The sequence below is a fragment of the Nocardiopsis baichengensis YIM 90130 genome (assembly GCF_000341205.1).
Classification (GTDB): domain Bacteria; phylum Actinomycetota; class Actinomycetes; order Streptosporangiales; family Streptosporangiaceae; genus Nocardiopsis_A; species Nocardiopsis_A halophila.
On sequence record NZ_ANAS01000013.1, the window covers coordinates 31,486 to 54,127 of the forward strand.

Below are 22,642 nucleotides of genomic sequence, written 5' to 3' on the forward strand. Positions count from 1 at the left end.
GGATCACGGTTTGCCCGCAGGGAAGCATTTACGCCACACTGATGTTGTGAAAAAGGTGAGCGACGGACAGAAGACGAGCGGGGGCAGTGCCCCCGGCGTCCCGCGCACGCCTTCGCCCGACCTGGGCGCCGAGACCGGGACGCGCGCGAGGGTGGCGCGACTCATCCTGGAGCAGGGCCCGATCACCGCCTCCTCGCTGGGGGAGCGGCTCGGGCTCACGCCGGCGGCCATCCGCCGGCACCTTGACAACCTCATGGGCGAGGGGCTCGTCGAAGCCCGCGACGCGCGGCCCCTGGGCCGCCGGGGCCGGGGGCGCCCGGCCCGGGTCTTCGCGATCACCGAGGCCGGTCGCGACGCGTTCGTGCACGGCTACGACGACCTTGCCTCCAGCGCCCTGCGCTTCCTGGCCGAGCGGGCCGGACCCGGTGCCGTCACCGAGTTCGCCCGGCGCCAGGTGGCCGAGCTGGAGGAGCGCTACCGCCCCCTGCTGGAGGGCGTGCCCCCGCAGCAGCGGGTGCGCAAGCTCGCCGAGGCGCTGAGCAGCGACGGCTACGCCGCCGCGGCCGACCGGGCCCCGGCGCCCGGCGGGGGCCAGCAGCTCTGCCAGCACCACTGCCCGGTCGGGCACGTGGCGGCGGAGTTCCCCGAGCTGTGCGAGGCCGAGGTCGAGGCCTTCGCCCGGCTGCTGGGCACCCCCGTGCGGCGGCTGGCCACCATCGCCCACGGCGACGGCATCTGCACCACCCACGTGACCCCGCAGGAGGGCACGCAGACCAGCACCCAGCACAGCACCGAGGCCGGGGCCGCCAGCGGCACCGCCGACGGTGACGGCAGAGAATCAGGACGTCTGAGTCCAGGAGGATCCGCGTAATGACGTCTATCGCGCACCCCGAGCTCGAAGGGCTCGGCACCTACGAGTACGGATGGGCCGACCCCGACACGGCCGGCGCCTCCGCTCGGCGCGGCCTGAACGAGGAGGTCGTCCGCGACATTTCGGCCAAGAAGGACGAGCCGGAATGGATGCAGAAGGCCCGCCTCAAGGCGCTGAAGCTCTTCGACAAGAAGCCGATGCCCTCGTGGGGTGCCGACCTGTCCGGGATCGACTTCGAGAAGATCAAGTACTTCGTGCGGTCGACCGAGCAGCAGGCCACCTCCTGGGAGGACCTGCCCGAGGACATCAAGAACACCTACGACAAGCTGGGCATCCCCGAGGCCGAGAAGCAGCGCCTCGTCGCCGGCGTGGCCGCCCAGTACGAGTCCGAGGTCGTCTACCACCAGATCCGCGAGGACCTGGAGGAGCAGGGTGTCCTCTTCCTCGACACCGACACCGCCCTGAAGGAGCACCCCGAGCTCTTCCAGGAGTACTTCGGCACGGTCATCCCGGCCGGCGACAACAAGTTCTCCGCGCTCAACACGGCGGTGTGGAGCGGCGGGTCCTTCATCTACGTCCCCAAGGGCGTCCACGTGGAGATCCCGCTGCAGGCCTACTTCCGGATCAACACCGAGAACATGGGCCAGTTCGAGCGGACCCTGATCATCGTCGACGAGGGCGCCTACGTGCACTACGTCGAGGGCTGCACCGCGCCGATCTACAAGACCGACTCGCTGCACTCGGCGGTCGTGGAGATCATCGTCAAGAAGAACGCGCGCTGCCGCTACACGACGATCCAGAACTGGTCGAACAACGTCTTCAACCTGGTGACCAAGCGTGCCGTCGCCTACGAGGGCGCCACCATGGAGTGGATCGACGGCAACATCGGCTCCCAGGTGACCATGAAGTACCCCGCGGTGTACCTCATGGGCGAGCACGCCAAGGGCGAGACGCTCTCCATCGCCTTCGCCGGCGAGGGCCAGCACCAGGACACCGGCTCCAAGATGGTGCACTGCGCCCCCAACACCTCCTCCACCATCGTCTCCAAGTCGGTGGCCCGGAGCGGGGGCCGCGCCTCCTACCGGGGCCTGGTGCAGGTGCAGGAGGGCGCCGACCGCGCCAAGTCCACGGTCAAGTGCGACGCGCTGCTGATCGACACCGTCAGCCGCTCCGACACATACCCCTACAACGACATCCGCGAGGACGACACCGAGCTCGGCCACGAGGCCACGGTGTCCAAGGTCAGCGAGGACCAGCTCTTCTACCTGATGAGCCGCGGCCTGGACGAGGACGAGGCCATGGCGATGATCGTGCGCGGGTTCGTCGAGCCGATCGCGCGCGAACTGCCCATGGAGTACGCCCTGGAACTGAACCGGCTCATCGAGCTGCAGATGGAAGGAGCGGTTGGTTAATGGCCGGCCCGAACCTCGGAGTCAAGGAGCACAGCCACGGCGGCGAGCTCCCGATCTCCAAGCTGGACGTCCACGGGTCCTTCGACGTGGACGCGTTCCCGGTCCCCACGGGCCGGGAGGAGGAGTGGCGGTTCACGCCGCTGCGCCGTCTGCGCGGGCTGCACGACGGCCGCGACATCAAGGACGGCGGCGTCTCGATCGAGGTGACCGCCCCTGAGGGCGTCACCCACGAGACCGTCGGCTCCGACGACCCGCGGCTGGGCACCGCGTTCCTGCCCACCGACCGGGTCTCGGCGCTGGCCTTCCGCGACTTCGGCTCCTTCGGCGGCGCCACCGTGGTGACCGTCGCCAAGGACGCCCAGGTCGCCGAGCCGGCCTACATCAAGGTCACCGGCGAGGAGCAGGGCGACGCCTACGGGCACGTCCTGGTCCGCGCCGAGGCCCACTCCAAGGCCACCGTGGTCCTGGAGTACGCCGGGCAGGCCGTCTACGCCGACAACGTCGAGTTCATCGTCGAGGACGGCGCCGAGCTGACCGTGATCAGCCTGCAGGACTGGGGCCGCGACGCGGTGCACGTGGGCCACCACTACACCAAGGTCGGCCGCGACGCCCGGTTCAAGAGCTTCGTCATCACCCTGGGCGGGGACCTGGTCCGCATGTCGCCCAAGGTCGCCTACACCGCCCCCGGCGGCGACGCCGAGCTGCACGGGCTCTACTTCACCGGGGACGGCCAGCACCACGAGCACCGCTCGCTGATCGACCACAACGTCTCGCACACCCGCAGCCGCGTCGAGTACAAGGGCGCGCTGAGCGGCGAGGGCGCGCACGGCGTGTGGATCGGCGACGTGATCATCGGCGAGGGCACCGAGGGCACCGACTCCTACGAGTACAACCGCAACCTCGCGCTGACCGACGGCACCCGGGTGGACTCGGTCCCCAACCTGGAGATCTTCACCGGCGAGGTGGAGGGCGCCGGGCACGCCAGCGCCAGCGGGCGGCTCGACGAGATCCACCTGTTCTACCTGCGCTCGCGCGGCATCCCGGAGGACGAGGCCCGCCGCCTGGTCATCCGGGGCTACTTCGCCGAGCTGATCGGCCGGATCAACGTTCCCGAGCTGCGCGAGCGGATCATGGCCGAGGTCGAGGAGAAGCTGGCCGAGCATGAGTGAGGGCACCTTCACCCGGGTCTGCGCGCTGAGCGACCTCCCCGAGGAGGGGGCGCTCGGCGCGGAGGTCGGCGGCACCCCGGTGGCGGTGGTGCGCAGTGAGGGCGAGCTGTACGCGATCAGCGACATCTGCTCGCACGCCGAGGTCAACCTGTCGGAGGGCGAAGTGGAGGACGGCACCATCGAGTGCTGGCTGCACGGGTCCTGCTTCGAGCTGACCTCCGGCAAGCCGATCAACCCGCCCGCCGTCAAGGCGGTGCCCACCTACGCAGTCAAGATCGACGGCGACGACGTCCTCGTCTCGCTGGACACCACCGATTCCTGAGGCTTGAAACAGATGACGAAGTTCGAAATCCGCGGGGTGCGCGCCGACGTCCTGATCGGGGCCGACGAGCGCGAGGAGATCCTCAAGGGCGTGGACCTGACCGTCAACAGCGGTGAGACCCACGCGATCATGGGCCCGAACGGCTCGGGCAAGTCCACCCTGGCCTACGCCATCGCCGGCCACCCCAAGTACGAGATCACCGCGGGCGAGGTCCTGCTCGACGGGGAGAACGTGCTGGAGATGAGCGTGGACGAGCGCGCCCGCGCCGGCATGTTCCTGGCCATGCAGTACCCGGTCGAGGTCCCGGGCGTGTCCATGTCCAACTTCCTGCGCAGCTCGGTCACGGCCGTGCGCGGCGAGGCGCCCAAGCTCCGCCAGTTCTCCAAGGAGCTGCAGGGCACCATGAAGGACCTGTCCATCGACGGCTCCTTCGCCGCCCGCGGCGTCAACGAGGGCTTCTCCGGCGGTGAGAAGAAGCGCCACGAGATCCTCCAGCTGGAGCTGCTCAAGCCGAAGATGGCGATCCTCGACGAGACCGACTCCGGCCTCGACGTCGACGCCCTCAAGGTCGTCTCCGAGGGGATCAACCGGGCCAAGGCCAACACCGACGTGGGCGTCATGCTGATCACCCACTACACCCGGATCCTCAACTACGTGAAGCCCGACTACGTCCACGTCTTCGCCGACGGCCGGATCGCCGAGTCCGGCGGCCCGGAGCTGGCCGACCAGCTGGAGAACGAGGGCTACGAGCGTTTCGTGAAGGCAGGCGCTGAGAAGTGACCCGAGGCGAGCACGCGCCGCTCGACGCCGAGGCGGTCCGGGGGGACTTCGCGATCCTGTCCCGGACCGTCCGCGACGGGCGCCCCCTGGTGTACCTCGACTCCGGGGCGACCTCCCAGAAGCCCCGGCAGGTCCTCGACGCCGAGCGGGAGTTCTACGAGCGCCACAACGCGGCGGTCCACCGCGGCGCGCACCAGCTCGCCGAGGAGGCCACCGACGCCTATGAGGCGGCGCGGTCCACGATCGCGTCGTTCGTGGGCGCCGGTCCCGGCGAGGTGGTGTTCACCAAGAACGCCACCGAGGCGGTCAACCTGGTCGCCTACGCCATGGGGAACGCGGCCACGGCCGACGAGCCCTACCGCCGTTTCTCCATCGGCCCGGGCGACGAGGTCGTCGTCACCGAGATGGAGCACCACGCCAACCTGGTGCCCTGGCAGGAGCTGTGCCGGCGCACCGGCGCCACGCTGCGCTGGTTCGGCCTGACCGAGGACGGGCGGCTCGACCTGTCCGACATGGAGGACCTGGTCAACGAGCGCACGAAGATGGTCGCGCTCACCCACCAGTCCAACGTGCTGGGCACGGTCAACCCGGTTGAGCGGGTCGCCGCCCGCGCCCACGAGGTGGGCGCGCTGGTGCTGCTGGACGCCGCCCAGTCGGTGCCGCACATGCCGGTGGACGTGCGCGAGCTCGACTGCGACTTCCTGGTCTTCTCCGGCCACAAGATGCTGGGGCCCAACGGCATCGGGGTGCTCTACGGGCGCGCCGAGCTGCTGGCCGCGATGCCGCCGTTCATCACCGGCGGCTCGATGATCGGCGTGGTGCACATGGACCACAGCACCTGGGCCGAGCCGCCGCAGCGGTTCGAGGCCGGGGTGCCCATGGCGCCGCAGGCGGTCGGGCTGGCCGCGGCCTGCGACTACCTGTCGGCGATCGGCATGGACCGGGTGGCCGAGCACGAGCACCGGCTGACCGAGTACGCGGTCAAGCTCCTCGGCGGGATCGAGGGGGTGCGCATCGTCGGCCCCACCGACACCGTCGACCGGGGCGGGGCGGTGTCCTTCACCGTCGAGGACATCCACCCCCACGACCTCGGCCAGGTGATGGACGACGAGGGCGTGGAGGTGCGGGTGGGCCACCACTGCGCCTGGCCGCTGCACCGCCGCTACCGGGTGCAGGCCACCACGCGGGCCTCGTTCTACCTGTACAACACGCTCGCGGACGTGGAGGCGCTGGCCGAGGCCGTGCGCACCGCGCAGCGGTTCTTCGGGACCGCCGAGGCGCGCTAGGAAGGGCGGAACGCACCGATGCGCTTGGACGCGATGTACCAGGAGATCATCCTGGACCACTACCGCAACCCGCACAACAAGGGGCTGCGGGAGCCTTTCGAAGGGGAGGCGCACCACATCAACCCCACCTGCGGGGACGAGGTGACGCTGCGGGTGCACCTGACACCCGGATCCGGAGAAGGGGGCGCCGCGAAGGTCGCCGACGTGTCCTACGACAGCATGGGCTGCTCGATCAGCCAGGCCAGCGCGTCGGTCATGACCGACCTGCTGATCGGGCGCACGGTGGACGAGGGCATGGAGATGCTCGAGGCCTTCAACGAGCTCATGCACTCCAAGGGCCAGGGCGAGCCGGACGAGGACGTTCTGGAGGACGCGGTGGCGTTCGCCGGGGTGTCGAAATACCCTGCCCGTATCAAGTGCGCCCTGCTCGCCTGGATGGCGTGGAAGGACGCGACCGTGCAGTCCCTGGAGAGCGACCCCCGCACCAGCGGGGAAGGACCGGAGGGTGTCTCATGAGCGAGAACGAGACCGTGGCCCCGGCCCCGGAGCAGGGGGCCGCTGAGCAGCAGTCCGAGCCGGCCGAGCAGTCCGGGCAGACTGCGCAGGGGGCCCAGGGCGGCATGAGCCAGGAGGCCCTGGCCGAGGAGATCAGCGAGGCCCTCAAGGACGTCATCGACCCCGAGCTCGGGGTCAACGTGGTCGACCTGGGGCTGCTGTACGGGGTGAACGCCGACGAGTCGAGCATCACCCTGGACATGACGCTGACCAGCGCGGCCTGCCCGCTGACCGACGTCATCGAGGACCAGGCGACCAGCGCGCTGGACGAGTTCGAGCGCGAGGTCAAGATCAACTGGGTCTGGATGCCGCCGTGGGGTCCGGACAAGATCACCGAGGACGGCCGCGACCAGCTGCGGATGCTGGGCTTCAACGTCTGATTCAACGTCTGACCGGTCCGCCGGGAGACCCCGGCCGGACCCCCTCCCTCAGGAGCGGACACCGAGGGCCGGGACGCCGAAGGGCGTCCCGGCCCTCGGTCTTTTTCCTGGGGGCGGGGCGGCGGGGCCCTTCGGTGCAGAGGGGGGAGGGCAGCGGCGACGAAGCGGGGGCGGTTCCCCGGGGCCTGGCGGTCGGCCGCCGGGCCGCTCACGGTCCCGGAACAGCAGCAACGACGGCGCGGCCGGTGCCCCGCTCACGGCCCCCGGCCGGGCGCCGGCGCCCCGGGCGGTACCGGCGGTGAGCGGCAACGACGGGTCGGCCGGTGCCCCGCTCCGGCCTGCTTGCCGGGCGGCGGGCCGCCGCGGCGCCGGGGAGAGGGCGGCGACGAAGAGGAGGGGGCGGTTCCCCGGGGCCTGGCGTTCGGCCGCCGGGCCGCTCACGGTCCCGGAACAGCAGCAACGACGGAACGGCCGGTGCCCCGCTCGCGGCCCCGGCCGGGCGGCGGGCCGCCGCGGCGCCAGGGAGAGGGCGGCAACGAAGAGGAGGGGGCGGTTCCCCGGGGCCTGGCGGTCGGCCGCCGGGTGGCCGGCCGCCTCGGCCTTGGAGAGGCCCCTCCCTTTACGCATTCCGGGCATACCGGGCGCGTGCGGCGCTGCTCGGGTATCGAGAGTGGTGATACCGCCGCGCAATGTGCAACCGGGTGGCGGTATCACCACTCACGTTGGAGAACCGGCCCTTCCGGGGCGGTCTCCGACGGACCAGGCCCGCCGGACGTCCCGTTTGTCCGGATCTGACGGGGGTGCGGGCCCCGCGCACGCCCGGAGCGACCCCCGAGACCGGGCGGGCGTACGGTGACAGCCAGACCAGAACGGGATTCGGTGCCCGAGACCCCTTCTACCGGCACACCGGACCCGATAGCGGCGCTCTCGGTCACCCCGGGTGACCGGGGGCGGGGCGACACCGACACGGGCCCCGGCCCGAGCGGGCGCCCCGCCCCTGCCTCGCCGCCCTCTCCCCGCCGGCGAGCGGACGAACAGGGGCAATACGGGCACAGTGGCACCGAACCCCGTTCTGGTCTGGCCGGGATCGCACCCGGGAGCCGCCGCGGGGCGCCGATCAGCGCGCCCCCGCTCGCCCCACCCCTATAACGGTGCGTATTCACCCAGGTCACAAGGGGCCCTCTGGTTGGAGGGGCGCCGGGCGCGGGCCAGGGAGGGGCGCCGCGGGCGGGCGGCGACCGGCCCCGACCGCGCACCCGGCCCGGACCGCGAGAGGCCGGGCAGCCGACTGCCGAGCCCCCGGGGAACCGCCCCGCTTCCTCGTCGCCGCCCTCCCCCTTGCACCCCGAGGACCCGCCGCCCGGCGAGCACCCCGAGCGGGGCACCGGCCGTTCCGTCGTTGCCGCTGTTCCGGGACCGCGAGAGGCCCGGCGGCCGACTGCCGAGCCCCCGGGGAACCGCCCCGTTTCCTCGTCGCCGCCCTCCCCCTTGCACCCCGACGGCCCGCCGCCCGGCGAGCACCCCGAGCGGGGCACCGGCCGCGCCGTCGTTGCTGCAGTTCCCGGACCGCGAGAAGCCGGGCAGCCGACCGCCAGGCCCCCGGGGAACCGCCCCGCTTCCTCGTCGCCGCCCTCCCTTGCACCCCGACGGCCCGCCGCCCGGCCGACAGCCGTGAGCGGGGTACCAGCCGTTCCGTCGTTGCCGCTGTTCCGGGACCGCGAGAGGCCCGGCGGCCGACTGCCGGGCCCGGGGAACCGCCCCGCTTCCTCGTCGCCGCCCTCCCTTGCACCCCGACGGCCCGCCGCCCGGCCGACAGCCGTGAGCGGGGTACCAGCCGCGCCGTCGTTGCCGGCGACCACCTGCACCATCCGCACGCCCGCCACCCGGCAGCGCTACCCGATTGAGCGCCTCCCGTCGGGGGCGAGGGGGTTCCCCGCCCGGCTCAGTGCGGGGTGGCCATGCTCTGGCGCAGTTCCTCGGCGATGTCGTCGTCGCCGCGTTCGGTGAGCATGTCCAGCAGGGTGCGCGGGTCCGGCTCGGGGTTCTCCTCTTCGGTGATCCGGCGGGCGATGATGCGCAGGGCCTCCTCCGTCGGGGCCGGCGCCGTGTAGCCGATCAGGTGCAGCGCCCTGCCCGTGGGGCCGTGCCCGCCCAGGTCGGCGGCGGGCAGTCGGCGGGCGTCCAGGCGGTCGCCGTCCACGGTGATGAACACCCGGTCGCCCGGCTGGGCCGACAGCCGCCGCAGCAGCGGGCGCAGCGAGTCGAAGGCGGGCTGGTCGCGCCAGACCAGCACCAGCAGGTCGGCCCCCGGCGCGGTCAGGCACAGTAGCCGGCCCGGCTGCAGCCCCAGGTGGGTGGCGTACCCCGGGGGCACGGTCACCGGGGCGCCGTTGAGGTGGTCGGCCCCGATGTCCACCCGGTGCCACCACCGGCCGTCGGGCGCGTGGAAGCACCGCGGCGAGGTGGCCACCCCCGGCGGCGCGGGCGCGGACGGCGGCGCGGCCACCGGCCCCTCGTGCGGCGGCGGGACCGCGCCCGCCTCGTGCGCGGCGCCCGGACGCCGCCGGATCGGCAGCCCGCCCGCGGTGGTCGAGCCGTCGTCCTCCGCCAGCTCCGGCCGCCCCCCGAAGGCGGGCGCCGGGGCGGGGCCCTCGGGCGGCAGCGACGGGTCGATCAGCACCCGCCCGTCGCGGACCTCGATCCCCGGCGTGCTCTGCAGCCACGCGCGCAGCGACCGGCGGCGGATGCCGATCCGGTCCAGCCGCGCCGCCGCGTCGTCCAGGGTGGGGGCGTCGCCCAGCATCTCCCGGGTCTGCCAGCGCATCCGCTGCGGGTCGTCGGCCACCAGCCAGCCGTTGTGCAGGCGCCGGTCGGTGAAGAAGGTGATGAGCACCCGCCACAGCGGCGCCTTCAGCGAGGGCACGGTGACCGGGTGGTCGGGGTGGGCCCCGATCAGGGTGTCGATGGTGGTGGCCGCGCCCAGCTCGTCCGACAGCTCGCGCAGGTGCCGGGTGACCGGCTCGCCGCCGGGGGAGGAGAGCCACTGCAGCAGCCGCTCCTCCACGCTCCGCTGGGCGTTGCGGATGTCCCCGACGTCGGCGCCGGTCTGGTCGGCGAGCAGCCGGATGCTGATCGGGTCGGCGGCGAAGAGCCGCTCGGCGGCGACCGTGCGCTCCAGCGGGCTCCACCCGCGCAGGAACTCCTCCAGCAGGTCCACCATCGGGTGGGTGCCCAGATCCGGGGCCGGGCCGCGGTCCCCTTCGGGGGCCTCGCCGCCGGGCGCGCGCTCCTGCTCCCGGGCGTGCTGGTTGCGCAGCGCGCGCAGGGTCCGGATGGCGCGGGTGGCGGGGCTCTGCGGGACGTCGGCGCCCCCCGGGGGCGGCTCCGACACGGACGGCGGCGGCCCCTCGTCCAGGTCGGCGCCGGTGGCCGCGGACAGGTAGCCCAGGGCGCGGCGCACCCGGTCCGGGGCGCTGTCCGGCAGCCAGTGGGCGACCGTGCGCACCGCCTCGATCATCAGGGCGGGGGAGGGCAGCGGACCGATGCGCGCCTCCTCGCCGCAGAACGGGCGCAGCGCCTGCCAGGCGGCCGACCCGATCACCTCGACCGGGCCGCAGTCGGCGGGGAAGGACCAGGCGGCCACACAGGAGGGGGCCGACCCCACCAGCGTGGCCCAGTCCCCGGCCGTGGCCAGGACGGCGCCGCGGACGGGCTCGGCGACCCCGTCCATGTCCACCGGCAGGGCGCGCAGCACCGGCAGGAAGTCGCCGATGGGGATGTGGTCCCAGTACTCGGACATGAGCAGCGCCAGGTTGTGCGCCAGCCAGGCGGGGCCGGCGATCTCCAGCACCCGAGGCAGCGGCAGCGAGCGCCACCAGCCGTCGACCAGGCGGCTGTGCTTGAGGTAGGGCGCGAGGTCCTCGGGCCGGCTCCAGCGCAGCGCCGGTGCCAGGTCGGTCAGGCAGATCGGGGAGATGGCGTTCATCCGCGGTGGACCTCGACCTCCAGGGGTACGGCGCATGGACTCGGGCGGCCGCCGGGACCGGGAGGGGGCGACCGCTGTTCCACTTTATGCGCCCTTGCCGGATTCGGTGCCCGCTGTCCTGCGACGGCCCGGGGCGGCGGGGACACGGGCGCCCAGCGCGCCCCGCCGGTGATCGTACGACGGCGGGGCGCGGAAGGGTAGGGCGCACCCGGGGCGCGGGGTCACTCCCCGGCGAGTCCGGCGACCGTCTCCGGGGCCAGCGGCACGCTCGGGCCGTTGCCGGGGTTGACCGCCAGGCCGACCCCCTCCGGTAGCACCGAGGCCAGGTCGCGCACGGGCAGCACCGCGCAGGGGACCTCCGAGCTGCGCTCGTCGTACTGCTCCTGGGAGGTGAACACCGGCACGTACACCTGGCCCTGGAGCTCCAGTGAGGGCAGCGCGATGGTGCCGTCCTGCTGGGTGCCCGACCCCTCGGGGACGGGGACCCACAGGCTGCCCTGGGCCATGGCGGCGAGGAAGGCCTCGGCGGCCCCTTCGTCGGCGCCTTCGGTGCTCAGAGCCCGGTCCAGGGCCTCCTCGACCGCGTTGGCGGGGAAGGAGGCTGTCGCTTCTGCGCTGTCACTGCTGGTCATGGGGTGTGGACCCGTTCTCTTCTCGGGATCGCCGCGGGGCGGGTGCCAGGTCACGGCGAAGGTCGCTTGCCGGTCTCGGTCAGGCGTCGCCCCGGCCCCGCGTCGGTGGTCGGCGGTATGCTTGTGGGGCACGCCGTACCCCTGCCTTTCTCCTTTGACACGTGCTCGTCGGTGTTGCGAGAGGCACACGTGGCGGTCCTCCTCACCGCGTGCTCCCTACCGGATCCCGACGCGGCGTGCCGCGCGTCAACGCCCGATCGGCATGATAGGTGGAAGTGACTGACCTGCAGATGAATCCCCCTGATGGAGAGCGGGCGAAGGGGCCGGCGCTCATCCGCTCGTACATGGCCATCGGCGACAGCCTGACCGAGGGCCTGGAGGACGTCGCACCCGACGGGGGCTACCGCGGGTTCGCCGACCGCCTGGCCGAACACCTGTCCGCGGACGAGCCCGGCTTCCGGTACGCCAACCTGGCGGTGCGCGGACGGCGGATGCGGCACATCGTCGGCGAGCAGCTGGAGCAGGTTCTGGAGCACCGCCCCGACCTGGTGACCGTGCACGCGGGCGGCAATGACGTGCTGCGCCCGGGGACCGACCTGGACGAGCTGGCCGCGCAGCTGGAGGCCGCCGTGCGGAGCATGCGCACGGCCGGGGTCCGCGTCGTGCTGCTCTCCGGGCACGACACCGGATGGGTGCCCGTGCTGCGCATCTACCGCGGGCGCATCGCGGTGTTCAGCATGCACCTGCGCGCCATCGCCGAGCGCACCGGCTGCGACATCGTCGACCTGTGGTCGATGGAGGCGCTGAACGACCCCCGCGCCTGGAGCGAGGACCGGCTGCACTTCAACGGCGACGGCCACCGGATCGTGGCGGCCCGGATCGCCGAGCTCCTGGGGCGGCCGATGGGGCCGCGCGAGCTGTGGGCGCACCCGTGGGAGACCCCCCGGCAGCGGCTGCCGCTGATCCTGCGCCGCCGCGAGCACAGGCGGTGGGCCCGCGAGTACCTCGTGCCCTGGGTGGGGCGCCGGGTGATGGGGCGCTCCTCCGGCGACGGGCGTGAGCCCAAACGGCCGGAGCTGACCCCGTTCCAGCCCCCGCCCTGGGCCGAGCGCTCCCCCGGGGCACCGGCGAACGGGGAGCGGCCCGAGGGCGTGCAGGCGGCCGGAGGAACCAAGCGGATCAACGGCACGGCACGCGTCCCCGGCACGCCCCCGAAGAACGGCGCCCCCCGGACAGAGAACTCCGAGGCCACCGAAACCTGACCAGAGGGCGCCGGAGGGCGGCGGCCCGGACGGCCGGAGAAGCTGCCCGCGGTCGCCGCCGCGCCCGACCACCGGGGGCGTGTTCCGCGTGCATGCCCGAACGGGGGTCGGCCTTCGGCCCCCTCCCTTGCGGCCCCATGGGCCGGACACGCGAAAAGGGCCCGCCGATCGTCTGATCGGCGGGCCCTGTGCGTCCTGCGTGCCCTGTGCGTCCTGTGCTCCGCGTCGGCGCATGTGCCGGGCGAAGCGCCCCGGCCGCCGGCCGGATCAGGCCCGGCGGAAGGCGACGGCGACGTTGTGGCCGCCGAAGCCGAAGGACTCGTTGATCGCGCCCACCGCGTCGGCGGGCAGGTCGCGGGCCTTGTCGCGGACGATGTCCACGACCACGCCCGGGTCCAGCTCGTCGATGTTGATCGTCGGAGGCATGCGCCCCTCGTGCAGGGCCAGCACGGTGGCGATGGCCTCGACCGCGCCGGCGCCGCCCAGCAGGTGGCCGGTCATCGACTTGGTGGAGGTGACCGCCACCCGGTCGGCGGCGGCGTCGCCCAGCGCGCGGCGGATCGCCAGCGTCTCGCCCACGTCGCCGGTGGGCGTGGAGGTGGCGTGCGCGTTGATGTGCGCCACGTCGCCGGGGCGCATGTCCGCGTCCTCCAGCGCCATGGTGATGGCCCGCGCCTGCCCTTCGCCCTCGGGCTCGGGGGCGACGATGTCGTGGGCGTCGTCGGAGTACCCGGCGCCCGCGGCCACCGCGTACACCCGGGCGCCGCGGCGGGCGGCGTGCTCGGCCGACTCCAGCACCACGATGCCCGCGCCCTCGCCCATGACGAAGCCGTCCCGGCCGGTGTCCCAGGGGCGCGAGGCCGCCCGCGGATCGTCGTTGCGCGTGGACAGCGCCCGCATGGAGGCGAAGGAGGCGATGTTGAGCGGGTGGATCGCGGCCTCGGTGCCGCCCGCGATGACCATGTCGGCGCGGCCGGAGCGGATCATCCCGATCGCGTCGGCGATCGCCTCGCTGCTGGAGGCGCAGGCGCTGACCGGGGCGTGCGCGCCGGCGCGGGCGGTGAACTCCAGCGCCACCGCCGCCGAGGGGCTGTTGGGCATGAGCATCGGCACCGTGAACGGCGAGACGCGCTTCCAGCCCTTCTCGCGGAAGATGTCGTACTGCTCGAGGATGGTCAGGATGCCGCCGATGCCGGAGGAGACGACCGTGCCCAGGCGGATCGGGTCCACCTCCGGGGCGCCGGCGTCCTGCCAGGCCTCCTGGGCGGCGATCAGCGCGAACTGCTGGGTGCGGTCCAGCCGGCGCAGCCGCTGCCGGGGCAGCTTCTCCGAGGGGTCCACCGCGGCGCGCCCGGCGATGCGGGCGGGCAGCTCCTGGGCCCAGTCCTCGGTGATCTCGGTGATGCCGGACCGACCTTCGAGGAGGGCGGACCAGGTCGACGAGACGTCACCGCCCAGCGGGGTGGTGGCGCCCAGGCCCGTGACGACGACTTCGGTGCTGTTCATCGGCCTTTCGCCCTTCGCGTCATGGTAGGTCGTACCCGGCGGCGCGCCGGGGCAAGGGGGGAGGGTGCTCCGGCGGCGGCGCGGTGGCGCCGCCGCCGGAGAAGGGGCGCTACTTCTGGATGAAGTTGATCACGTCCTGGACCGTCTTGAGGTCCTTGAGCTGGTCGTCGGGGATCTCGACGCCGAACTTGTCCTGGGCCGCGACCGCGATCTCGACCATGGACAGCGAGTCGATGTCGAGGTCGTCGACGAAGCTCTTCTCCGGCGTGACCTCGGCGGCGGGGACTCCGGCGATCTCGTCGACGATCTCGCCGAGGCCGGCCAGGATCTCCTGCTCGGTGTGCGCCATGTTGCGGTATCTCCTTCTCGGTGCGCCCCGGAGTCCCGGGGCCGTGTTCGTCGCCGTAGCGGCCCGGCCGTGCGCGGACGGACCGCGACGGCAGGCACTTAGGGGATGCGCAGGACCTGCGCCGCGTAGGTCAGTCCGGCGCCGAATCCCAGGGTGAGCACGGTGCTCCCCGATGGCAGCTCGCCGCGTCCGCCCATGCGCGCGATGGCCAGCGGGATGGACGCGGACGAGGTGTTGCCAGCGGAGACGATATCGCGGGCGATGAGCGCCTGCGGCGCCCCCAGCTTGCGCGCGATGGCCTCCACGATGCGCAGGTTGGCCTGGTGCGGAACGAACGCGGTGAGCTCGGAGGGCTCCACCCCGGCCCGCTCCAGGGCCTCCAGCGCCACCTTGTGCAGTTCGGTGGTGGTCCAGCGGAAGACCGCCTGGCCCTCCTGGTACAGGTAGCGGTTCTCCCGCAGGTAGATCTTGTCGGCCCGCTCGCCCGAGCTGCCCCAGACCACCGGGCCCACGCCGTTGTCCTCGGCGGGGGCGGCGCCCACCACCGCGGCGCCGGCGCCGTCGGCGAAGATCACGCAGGTGGACCGGTCGTCCCAGTCGACCCAGTCCGAGAGCTTCTCCGAACCGACCACCAGCACGTTGCGGGCCGAGCCGCCGCGCACCGCGTCGGCGGCCAGCCCGGTGGCGTAGCAGAACCCGGCGCAGGCGGCGTTGACGTCGAAGGCGCCCGGCGCGGAGATCCCCAGCCGCGCCGCGACCGTGGCCGCGGCGTTGGGGATCTGGTCGCGCTGGGTGCAGGTGGCCACGATGACCAGGTCGATGTCGTCGGGGGAGAGCCCGCCGGCCGCCAGCGCCTTGCCGCCGGCCGCGACGGCCATGGACTCCACCGAGTCGGAGTCGTCGGCGATGCGGCGCTCCTCGATCCCGACGCGGCTGCGGATCCACTCGTCGCTGGTCTCGACCCGCCGGGCGAGGTCGTCGTTGGTGACGACGTTGGCGGGCTGGTACTCGCCGAAGGCGAGAACCCGTGCGCCCCCGAGGGAACGGGGGACGGGCAGGGCGGTGCTCATCGGGATCGGCCTTCCGAAGCGGCGGTGGTGCCGGCGTGCTCCGCGACCAGTTCCCGGGCCCGGTCGAGGTCGTCCGGCGTCTTGACGGCCAGGGTCTCGACCCCGCGCAGGGCCCGCTTGGCCAGGCCCGCCAGGGTTCCGGCGGGCGGCAGTTCGATGAGCGCGCTCACCCCGAGGTCGGCCAGGGTGGCGGTGCAGGCGTCCCAGCGCACCGGGGAGCTGATCTGGGAGACCAGCAGGTCGAGGTAGTCGCGGCCGGAGGCGACGACGGAGCCGTCGCGGTTGGTCAGCAGGCGGGTGCGCGGGTCGGCGGGCGCCGCGCCGCGGGCCGCCTCCTGTACGCGCTGCACCGCGGGGGCCATGTGCTCGGTGTGGAAGGCCCCGGCGACCGACAGCGGGCGTAGCCGGGCGCGGGCCGGGGGGTTCTCGGCGAACGCGGCGAGCTGCTCGGCGGTGCCGGCGGCGACGATCTGCCCCGACCCGTTGTCGTTGGCGGCGGTCAGCCCGGCCGCGGCGAGGGCGGCCAGCACCTCGTCCCGGTCGCCGCCCAGCACGGCGGTCATCCCGGTGTCGGCGGCGGCGGAGGCCTCGGCCATGCCGCGGCCCCGCTCGGCCACCAGGGAGAGGGCCTCCTCCGGGGTCAGAACCCCGGTGATCCCGGCGGCGGTGAACTCGCCCACGCTGTGCCCGGCGACGGCGTCGGCCGTGTCGGCGGCGGTCGCCAGGTCGCCGAAGAGCGACGTCGCGGCGGCCAGCCCGGCGCTCACCAGCAGGGGCTGGGCGACCGCGGTGTCGCGGATCTCCTCGGCGTCGGCGGTGGTGCCGTAGCGCACCAGGTCCAGCCCGGCGACCTTGGACCAGGCCTCGAAGCGCTCGGCCATGCCGGGCGCTTCGAGCCAGGGGGAGAGGAAGCCGGGGACCTGGGCGCCTTGGCCCGGAGCAACGATTACAAGCACGACATCAACCTTGCCCTGTAGGACATCACCATCTGGATGAGGACAACGACGAAGTTTACGAGACGGCGTTTGTGAATAGTCCACAAACTCCCGGGTCAGGCGTGCGCTGGCGGGACAGGCGCGGCGGGGATGCCACTCTGGAGGGGTGAGCACCGAGATGAACGACCGCGACCGCGAGGCGGAGGGCGCCGACGGCAGCAACGGCACCGATGGCACGGACGGCCCCGACGGTACCGACCACACCGACGGAATCGACGGCACCGACACCACCGACGGCGGCGCCGCGGTCCGCGCCGAGACCGTCAAGCGGCTGGAGAAGGCGATGGGCGCCCTGGGCACCGCCGCCGTGGCGCGCATGGAGAGCCGCCTGTCGTGGTTCCGCCGCATGTCGGCCGAGGACCGGTCCTGGGTGGGCCTGGTCGCCCAGTCGGGGGTGGCCGCCTTCGTCGACTGGTTCAAGAACCCCGCCCGGGGGCGCCCCGCCATCACGGTGGAGGTGTTCGGCACCGCCCCGCGCGAGCTGACCCGCTCGGTCTCCCTGCAGCAGACCGTGGACATGATCCGGGTGGTCATCGACGTGGTGGAGAACCAGGTCGAGGAGCTGGCCGCGCCCGGCGGCGAGCAGCAGCTGCGGGAGGCGGTGCTGCGCTACACCCGGGAGGTGGCGTTCAGCTCGGCCAAGGTCTACGCCCGCGCCGCCGAGGCGCGCGGGGCCTGGGACGCCCGGCTGGAGGCGCTCATCGTCGACGCGCTGCTGCACGGCGACCGCGACGAGGGGCTGCAGACCTGGGGGTCGGCGCTGAGCTGGTCGCGCACCCCGGTGGTGGCGGTCGCCGGGGCGGCCGGTGACGACGGCCGGGGGGTCATGGAGGACCTGCGCGGGGCGGCCCGGCGGGCCGGGCACGACGTGCTGGCCGGTCAGCAGGGCGACCGCGTGGTGCTGGTGCTGGGCGTGGGCGCCAAGCTCGCGGCCCGGGAGGCCGAGGGCGAGCTGCCGATGGCCGCGGCCGAGCCGCTGGCGGGGCTGTTCGCCCCGGGGCCGGTGGTGGTGGGGCCCCCGGTGGCCGAGCTGCGGGGCGCGGGCACGTCGGTGGCGGCCGCGGTCAACGGGCTCAGGGCCTCCGTGGCCTGGCCGGACGCGCCGCGCCCGGTGCTCGCCGAGGACCTGCTGCCCGAGCGCGCGCTGGACGGCGACCGGGCCGCCCGCAAGCAGCTGGTGGAGGAGATCTACGAGCCGCTGTGCAAGGCGGGGTCTCCGCTGCTGGACACGCTGTCGGTGTATCTGGAGCACGCCTCCTCCCTGGAGGCGACGGCCCGGATGCTCTTCGTGCACCCGAACACCGTGCGGTACCGGCTGAGCCGGATCTCCGAGCTGACCGGGCACATGCCGGCCGACGGGCGGGGGTCGTTCATCCTGCGGGTCGCGGTCACCCTGGGCCGCCTCACCGAGGGCGCCGCACAGCGTTGAGCGTCCTTACCTCCTCACCTCTCCTATGAGTGCTGACGGGGCGCTGCGAACGGCTCGTTCCGTGGAGAGAGGCAGGAGCGCCTGGGGCTCCCAGAGGCCGCTCGGATGCCGCTGGAGCGCGGAGCCTCCCGAACGGTGTCCGGCCGCCGGTGTGGTGTCGTTCCCCCCGTTCCGAATGGCGGCCGGGTCCTCCTGCGCACATCGATAGTGGCGGAACCACCACTATCGGCGCTCTGGAGTGGTGGCACTTTCGTCCGCGTCCTTGTGAACAGTGCGGCCGCTGCGGCGCGATCGGCGGCCCCGCCCCGGGTGCGCGCCCCCTCCTCGGCGTTGATCTCGGGGAAGCCGGGGTAATACCGGCGAGTATTACCCCGACTTCCCCGAGATCAACGGGGGTGTCGGTGTGGGCGGCCGGGGCCCGGAGAGTTCCACCACGCCAGCGGACACGACCTCGCAATCCCGGCAGCACGAGCGGATCGGGGGGACGCGCCCCTCTGGAGGGGCCGCACGTGTGCAACGGCCCTTTGCAGGTCATGTCCCGCAGAGTGGTGCAACTTCGTTCGACTCGGAGGCAGCAGGGACACCAGCTGGTTGGCCACCAGGAGCGCATCTGTTCGAACGGCGCCGTGAAATTGCACCACTCGGCGGGACACCATCCCTCTGCGCAGGGCCGTCTTCGACACCCGACGGTCACGTCCGCTGGAGTGGTGGAGTTTCCGTCCGGCCGGTTCAGCGCCATCGTCACGGCTCTGAGCCGGGCCCGAGTCGCCTTCGCAGCTCCGACCGGCGCTCCGCCCACCGGCGACGGCCACGGCCGCCGAAGGTTCCACCGCTCCAGCGGACGCCATCCTCCTGCGGATGCGGTCCATGCCGGAATTCTTTTCGGATGTGGTGTTCGCCGCCGATTCAAGGGAGGGGCGGATCACTTTCGCGCGAAGGCTGCAAGGCCCCGCCTCTGCCCCTTTAGGGCGGATCCACGCTGGGCCGGGCTGCGGAAACCGTCTCTGAGCTGGGAAGGCCTGCTCTGTGGAGAGGGTCCGCCCACGCCGTCGACGCGGGCCGTCCGCGGTCCCCCGAGCCCCGTTTCCCCTCCCGGCGCGTCGACCCCCTTCATCCACAGGCGACCTGCTTTATCCCCGGTTGACCCGCGATGCGATAGACCTGGCCACACAGTGCGCGATCGTCGTCCGAGTGCTGGAACGCGGCGGTTGCCGCGGACGTTTGCGCAGGAGAGGATGAGAGGTGTGTTCCGCCTCTCTTCTCCCGTTCGGGGAGTGAACCTCCCTTGAGGCGGCGGCGTCCTGTCCGGTGAGCGGCCGGGAACAGGACGCTTCGAGGAGGGGCCGGCCGCACCGACGACGGCCATGTGAAGGTGTGGGGGCGTTGCAGTGGTGAAGAGGCTGTGGGAGACCGCGAAGCGGCTCTATGACGAGGCGGCCGAGGCCGTCCTCGCGCCGACCGAGTCCGGTCAGCTCTGGCGCAAGGTCCTGTTCTTCGTCCCGGTGCCGATCCCCGTCCTCGCCCTCGTGGCGCTGATGGTCGGCGGTCAGGTGTCCGCGGCCGGCGTGTGGATCATGGCCTCGGCCTCGGTGGCGGTCGCCTCGCTGCTGCTCGCCTCGGTGGTCCAGCCCACCCCGCTGCCCGAGGGCCTGTCCACGGGCGCCTCGGTCCGCCGCTCGCTGCACCGGTTCCGGCAGATCACCTCGTTGCGGATCGCCCTCGCGCTGACCCCGGTCGTGGTCGGCGCCGGCTTCGCGGTGGCCGGCGGCGGGCTGCTGCCGCTGCTGACCGCGCTCGCCCTGGCCTGGCCGCAACTGGTGCTGGCGGCGCCGACCTTCTTCGTGATCACCCGCGCCCGCCGGGCCATGGAGGCCTGGGGGACCAAGGCCTACCTGTGGGCGGGGCTGGCCCAGCCCGCCCCGGTGGAGTGGCCACTGGCCACCGAGCTGGCCGCGCGGGTGCGCGCCTTCCGCGCGGCGCGCGCCCAGGGCGCCCCGAACGCCGGGGAGAAGTCCTCCGCGGGCGGCGACGCCGGGGACGCGGGCGCCTCCGGCGAGGAGGCCGACGGGGAGGCCGAGGCCGCCACCGGCCTGCCGACCCGCCTGGCCACGCCCAGCGGCACCCGCTCCGAGCCCTCCGACCTGCTTCCGGGCTTCCCGGCCGAGGGCGCCCCGCCCGCGCGGCCCATCGCCCGGGGGAGCGCCGCCGGCCGTCGGCTGGGCCGCCTGGCCCGCCGCGACCGCCGGCCCCGCGCCAAGAGCTGACCGCACCGCACCGCACCGCGCGGCCGGGCAGGGGAGCGTCCCTGCCCGGCCGCGCGGCGTTTCCAGCGACATCTCCGTTCGGCTGCGGCGTTCCCGTGCTCGGTGCGCCGTCCTCGGGTCTTCGAAGAGCCCCGGCCGCGGGCGGGGCGCCGTTTCCGCAGGGACCTCACCGTTCCTGCCTGATCGCCTGTTCGGCGCCGCTTTGGGTCCTGTCCGCTGCGATGCGCGCCCCTCCTCGGCGTTGATCTCGGGAAAGCCGGGGTAATACCGGCGAGTATTACCCCGGCTTTCCCGAGATCAACGGGGGTGTCGGTGCGTGCGGCGGGCCCTGTCCCTTTCCCGTGGGGAGAAGAGGTTCGGTGCCCAGGGTGAGGCCGGGGCGGCGCCCGACGGCGGGCGGGTACGGCAGGCGGGGCAGAGGGGGCCGGGGAGCACACCGACGGGACAGAGGGGAAGAGGCGGCGAATTCGGCCGCGCCTAACGGCGCCCCCGATTCCACCTGCTGTCATGGCCGTATGTGTTGTTGCTATTGCCCTGTGTGATCACACCCTCGATACTCGATCCGGCGGACGGGCAGCGGCTCCACCGGAGCCGCCCCGGACGGGAGCGACATTCGAGAGGAAGTGCGATGCACGCTGGTGGGAAGGGTGTCCGCGCCGCGGGGGCGGTCGGGGGTGCGCTGCTGACCGCGGCGGCCGCCGCCGCGATCGCCGGGGCGCCGTCGGCGTCGGCGCAGGAGGCGCAGGCGCAGCGGTCCCCGGCCGCGCCCCTGTCGTACTGCACCACCTGGATCGACGGCGAGTGGGGCAAGGCGCGGTGCTACAACGACGCCGGGTTCACCCGCACCGCGTGGATCCAGGTGACCTGCGTGGACTGGTGGGACCCGGACGTGCGCAACACCGCGACGGTGCAGCACGGCAGTGACGCGCTGCTGAGCGGCCACTGCTGGGGAGGCGTGGAGAAGGTCGAGGCCGGCTGGGAGTGATTCCGGGCCCGCGGGCGCGGGGGCCGGTGATGGGCGGCCCACCGCGCCCGCGGGTGCGTCGGCGGCCGCCCCATCGGGTAGGAGAACGGTGGCATCGGTGGCGCGGCCGGTCCGGGGGCGGCCCTGCGCGCGCCCTTCACCCGGCAGAAGGGAGCCGTCATGGGGGACGAGGTCGTCCATGTGACCGATGAACGGTTCGAGGCGAAGGTCCTGGGGGCCGCCGAGCCGGTGCTGGTCGATTTCTGGGCGCGGTGGTCCGGGCCGAGCAGGTACATGGCCTCCGTCCTGGACGAGATCGCCGACGAGTACGCGGACCGGCTGACCGTCGCCCGGCTGGACATCGACCACGACACCGCCACGCCTCCCGCCTACAAGGTCGAGAGGGTGCCGACCCTCATCCTCTTCAACGGCGGCGTGGAGGTCGGGAGGAAGGCCGGGTCGCTCACCGCCCACCAGGTGCGCGAGTTCATCGACCGCCTGCTCCCCGACTGACCGGCGGCCCGGAAGACCCCGTCGTCCGGGCCCTGCCTCACCCGGGCTCTGCGGAGAAGGCCTCCACCAGCTGCCGTTCGGCCGTGTCGAAGTAGTCGGCCAGCTCGTCGGCCGCCTCCTGGAGGCGGCCCTCTTCCAAGAGGCGGTGGATGCGGCGGTTCAGGGCGACGTAGGGGACGTGGAAGTCCCGGGGGGCCGCCATCGCGTGGAAGACCAGACGCAGCTCGGCCAGCAGGCGCCGCACCACCTCGTCGGTCCGGGGGCTGTCCGCCAGCGCCGCCAGCGCCTGGTGGAAGCGCATGTTGGCGGTGCCCACCCCCCACCAGTCGCCGCGCCCGGCGGCCGCCTCGCCCTCCTGCACGGCGGCGCCCACCCGCGCCACCGCGCCCTGCGGGGCCCGGTCGGCGCGGCGGACCGCGTCCAGTTCCAGGGCGCGCCGCACCCGGTACAGGTCGACCACGTCCTCCAGCTCGGGCACGGCGACGAACACGCCGCGGTTGAACCGGTGCACCAGCAGCCGCTCGTGGCCCAGCAGCCGGAACGCCTCGCGCAGGGTGTTCCGGGACACCCCCAGGGCCTGGCCCAGGGCCTCCTCCGACAACCGCGCCCCCGGGGCGAGGTCGCCGTCGATGATCCGCTCGCGCAGCGCGTCCGCCACGCGCTCGGCGGTGCTCGACCGCTCCAGCGCCCCCCGCAGTGCGGCCAGCGCCTCCAGCCCCTCGCTCGTCGTCACCCTGGTCCCCGCTCCGTCGCCGCGTGTGCCCGATCCGTCGCCGGGGCCGGCCCGGGCGGCCCCGCCCCCCAATTCTGTCGGACGCGCCCGAGGCCCGCGGTGCGGGGCGTGCGGGCGCCGGCGGTGACCCCGTTCACGGAGGGGTGTGGCTTGGAACGCGTGACG

20 protein-coding genes are annotated in these 22,642 nt (G+C 73.5%); 13 read left to right on the forward strand and 7 right to left on the reverse strand.

Translation table 11 applies throughout. The features are described 5' to 3' along the window. The first annotated feature begins 55 nt into the window (after positions 1–55). Genes C892_RS0112415 through C892_RS0112450 form a run of 8 tightly spaced genes read left to right on the forward strand, consistent with a single transcriptional unit; the run spans position 56 to position 6,775 of the window. Positions 56–871, forward strand: a complete 816-nt coding sequence (locus tag C892_RS0112415; RefSeq protein ID WP_017557474.1) for a helix-turn-helix transcriptional regulator — start codon at positions 56–58, stop codon at positions 869–871. Beyond that, the gene (gene sufB / locus C892_RS0112420; RefSeq protein WP_017541649.1) at positions 871–2,283 is read left to right on the forward strand and encodes a Fe-S cluster assembly protein SufB; all 1,413 of its coding nucleotides are present in this window, start codon (positions 871–873) and stop codon (positions 2,281–2,283) included. Before C892_RS0112415 ends, sufB begins: the two co-directional genes overlap by 1 nt. Beyond that, positions 2,283–3,452, forward strand: coding sequence for a Fe-S cluster assembly protein SufD (sufD, locus tag C892_RS0112425; protein WP_017557475.1), 1,170 nt, complete (start codon positions 2,283–2,285; stop codon positions 3,450–3,452). Before sufB ends, sufD begins: the two co-directional genes overlap by 1 nt. Continuing rightward, positions 3,445–3,774: a non-heme iron oxygenase ferredoxin subunit gene (locus tag C892_RS0112430; protein ID WP_017557476.1), complete on the forward strand. Its 330-nt coding sequence runs from the start codon at positions 3,445–3,447 to the stop codon at positions 3,772–3,774. Before sufD ends, C892_RS0112430 begins: the two co-directional genes overlap by 8 nt. A 12-nt stretch (positions 3,775–3,786) precedes the next feature. Next, a complete protein-coding gene (sufC, locus tag C892_RS0112435; RefSeq protein WP_017541652.1) occupies positions 3,787–4,554 on the forward strand; it encodes a Fe-S cluster assembly ATPase SufC in 768 nt (255 codons plus the stop codon). Further along, complete coding sequence (locus tag C892_RS0112440) at positions 4,551–5,840, forward strand: cysteine desulfurase (protein WP_017557477.1); 1,290 nt, start codon at positions 4,551–4,553, stop codon at positions 5,838–5,840. The genes sufC and C892_RS0112440 overlap by 4 nt, the downstream gene beginning before the upstream one ends. A gap of 18 nt (positions 5,841–5,858) precedes the next feature. Continuing rightward, positions 5,859–6,356, forward strand: a complete 498-nt coding sequence (gene sufU, locus C892_RS0112445) for a Fe-S cluster assembly sulfur transfer protein SufU (protein WP_017541654.1) — start codon at positions 5,859–5,861, stop codon at positions 6,354–6,356. Further along, positions 6,353–6,775, forward strand: coding sequence for a metal-sulfur cluster assembly factor (locus tag C892_RS0112450; protein ID WP_017557478.1), 423 nt, complete (start codon positions 6,353–6,355; stop codon positions 6,773–6,775). The genes sufU and C892_RS0112450 overlap by 4 nt, the downstream gene beginning before the upstream one ends. 1,942 nt (positions 6,776–8,717) lie before the next feature. Here C892_RS0112450 and C892_RS0112455 read toward each other — a convergent pair. After that, positions 8,718–10,760, reverse strand: a complete 2,043-nt coding sequence (locus C892_RS0112455; RefSeq protein ID WP_017557479.1) for a hypothetical protein — start codon at positions 10,758–10,760, stop codon at positions 8,718–8,720. Positions 10,761–10,981: 221 nt separating this feature from the next. Further along, complete coding sequence (locus tag C892_RS0112460; protein ID WP_017557480.1) at positions 10,982–11,392, reverse strand: SseB family protein; 411 nt, start codon at positions 11,390–11,392, stop codon at positions 10,982–10,984. Positions 11,393–11,667: 275 nt separating this feature from the next. On the opposite strand from C892_RS0112460, the gene C892_RS28880 reads away from it, so the two are divergent. Further along, complete coding sequence (locus C892_RS28880; protein WP_239647373.1) at positions 11,668–12,654, forward strand: SGNH/GDSL hydrolase family protein; 987 nt, start codon at positions 11,668–11,670, stop codon at positions 12,652–12,654. A 267-nt stretch (positions 12,655–12,921) separates the two neighbouring features. Here the strand turns inward: C892_RS28880 and fabF are convergent, their stop codons facing one another. From fabF to C892_RS0112485, 4 genes are all read right to left on the reverse strand, one after another. Further along, entirely contained in the window at positions 12,922–14,160 is a 1,239-nt protein-coding gene (fabF, locus tag C892_RS0112470) for a beta-ketoacyl-ACP synthase II (RefSeq protein ID WP_017540678.1), read from the reverse strand. Between the two features lie 109 nt (positions 14,161–14,269). Continuing rightward, a complete protein-coding gene (locus tag C892_RS0112475) occupies positions 14,270–14,509 on the reverse strand; it encodes an acyl carrier protein (protein ID WP_017540677.1) in 240 nt (79 codons plus the stop codon). 98 nt (positions 14,510–14,607) lie between these two features. Then, the gene (locus C892_RS0112480) at positions 14,608–15,579 is read right to left on the reverse strand and encodes a beta-ketoacyl-ACP synthase III (RefSeq protein WP_017557482.1); all 972 of its coding nucleotides are present in this window, start codon (positions 15,577–15,579) and stop codon (positions 14,608–14,610) included. Then, on the reverse strand, positions 15,576–16,460 hold the full coding sequence (locus C892_RS0112485; RefSeq protein ID WP_017557483.1) for an ACP S-malonyltransferase: 885 nt from the start codon (positions 16,458–16,460) through the stop codon (positions 15,576–15,578). The genes C892_RS0112480 and C892_RS0112485 overlap by 4 nt, the downstream gene beginning before the upstream one ends. A gap of 220 nt (positions 16,461–16,680) precedes the next feature. Between C892_RS0112485 and C892_RS0112490 the strand changes: the two genes are divergently transcribed. The 4 genes from C892_RS0112490 to C892_RS0112505 all read left to right on the forward strand — a co-directional run bounded on the left by C892_RS0112490 (position 16,681) and on the right by C892_RS0112505 (position 21,744). Beyond that, on the forward strand, positions 16,681–18,003 hold the full coding sequence (locus tag C892_RS0112490; protein WP_017557484.1) for a PucR family transcriptional regulator: 1,323 nt from the start codon (positions 16,681–16,683) through the stop codon (positions 18,001–18,003). Between the two features lie 1,388 nt (positions 18,004–19,391). Further along, positions 19,392–20,267 (forward strand): hypothetical protein, encoded by an 876-nt coding sequence (locus C892_RS0112495; RefSeq protein WP_017557485.1) that lies wholly within the window; start codon positions 19,392–19,394, stop codon positions 20,265–20,267. 628 nt (positions 20,268–20,895) lie between these two features. Then, on the forward strand, positions 20,896–21,252 hold the full coding sequence (locus tag C892_RS0112500; protein ID WP_017557486.1) for a hypothetical protein: 357 nt from the start codon (positions 20,896–20,898) through the stop codon (positions 21,250–21,252). 159 nt (positions 21,253–21,411) lie between these two features. Continuing rightward, the gene (locus C892_RS0112505) at positions 21,412–21,744 is read left to right on the forward strand and encodes a thioredoxin family protein (protein WP_017557487.1); all 333 of its coding nucleotides are present in this window, start codon (positions 21,412–21,414) and stop codon (positions 21,742–21,744) included. A gap of 37 nt (positions 21,745–21,781) precedes the next feature. Here the strand turns inward: C892_RS0112505 and C892_RS0112510 are convergent, their stop codons facing one another. Beyond that, positions 21,782–22,477, reverse strand: coding sequence for a GntR family transcriptional regulator (locus tag C892_RS0112510; RefSeq protein ID WP_017540671.1), 696 nt, complete (start codon positions 22,475–22,477; stop codon positions 21,782–21,784). Positions 22,478–22,642: the final 165 nt, after the last annotated feature.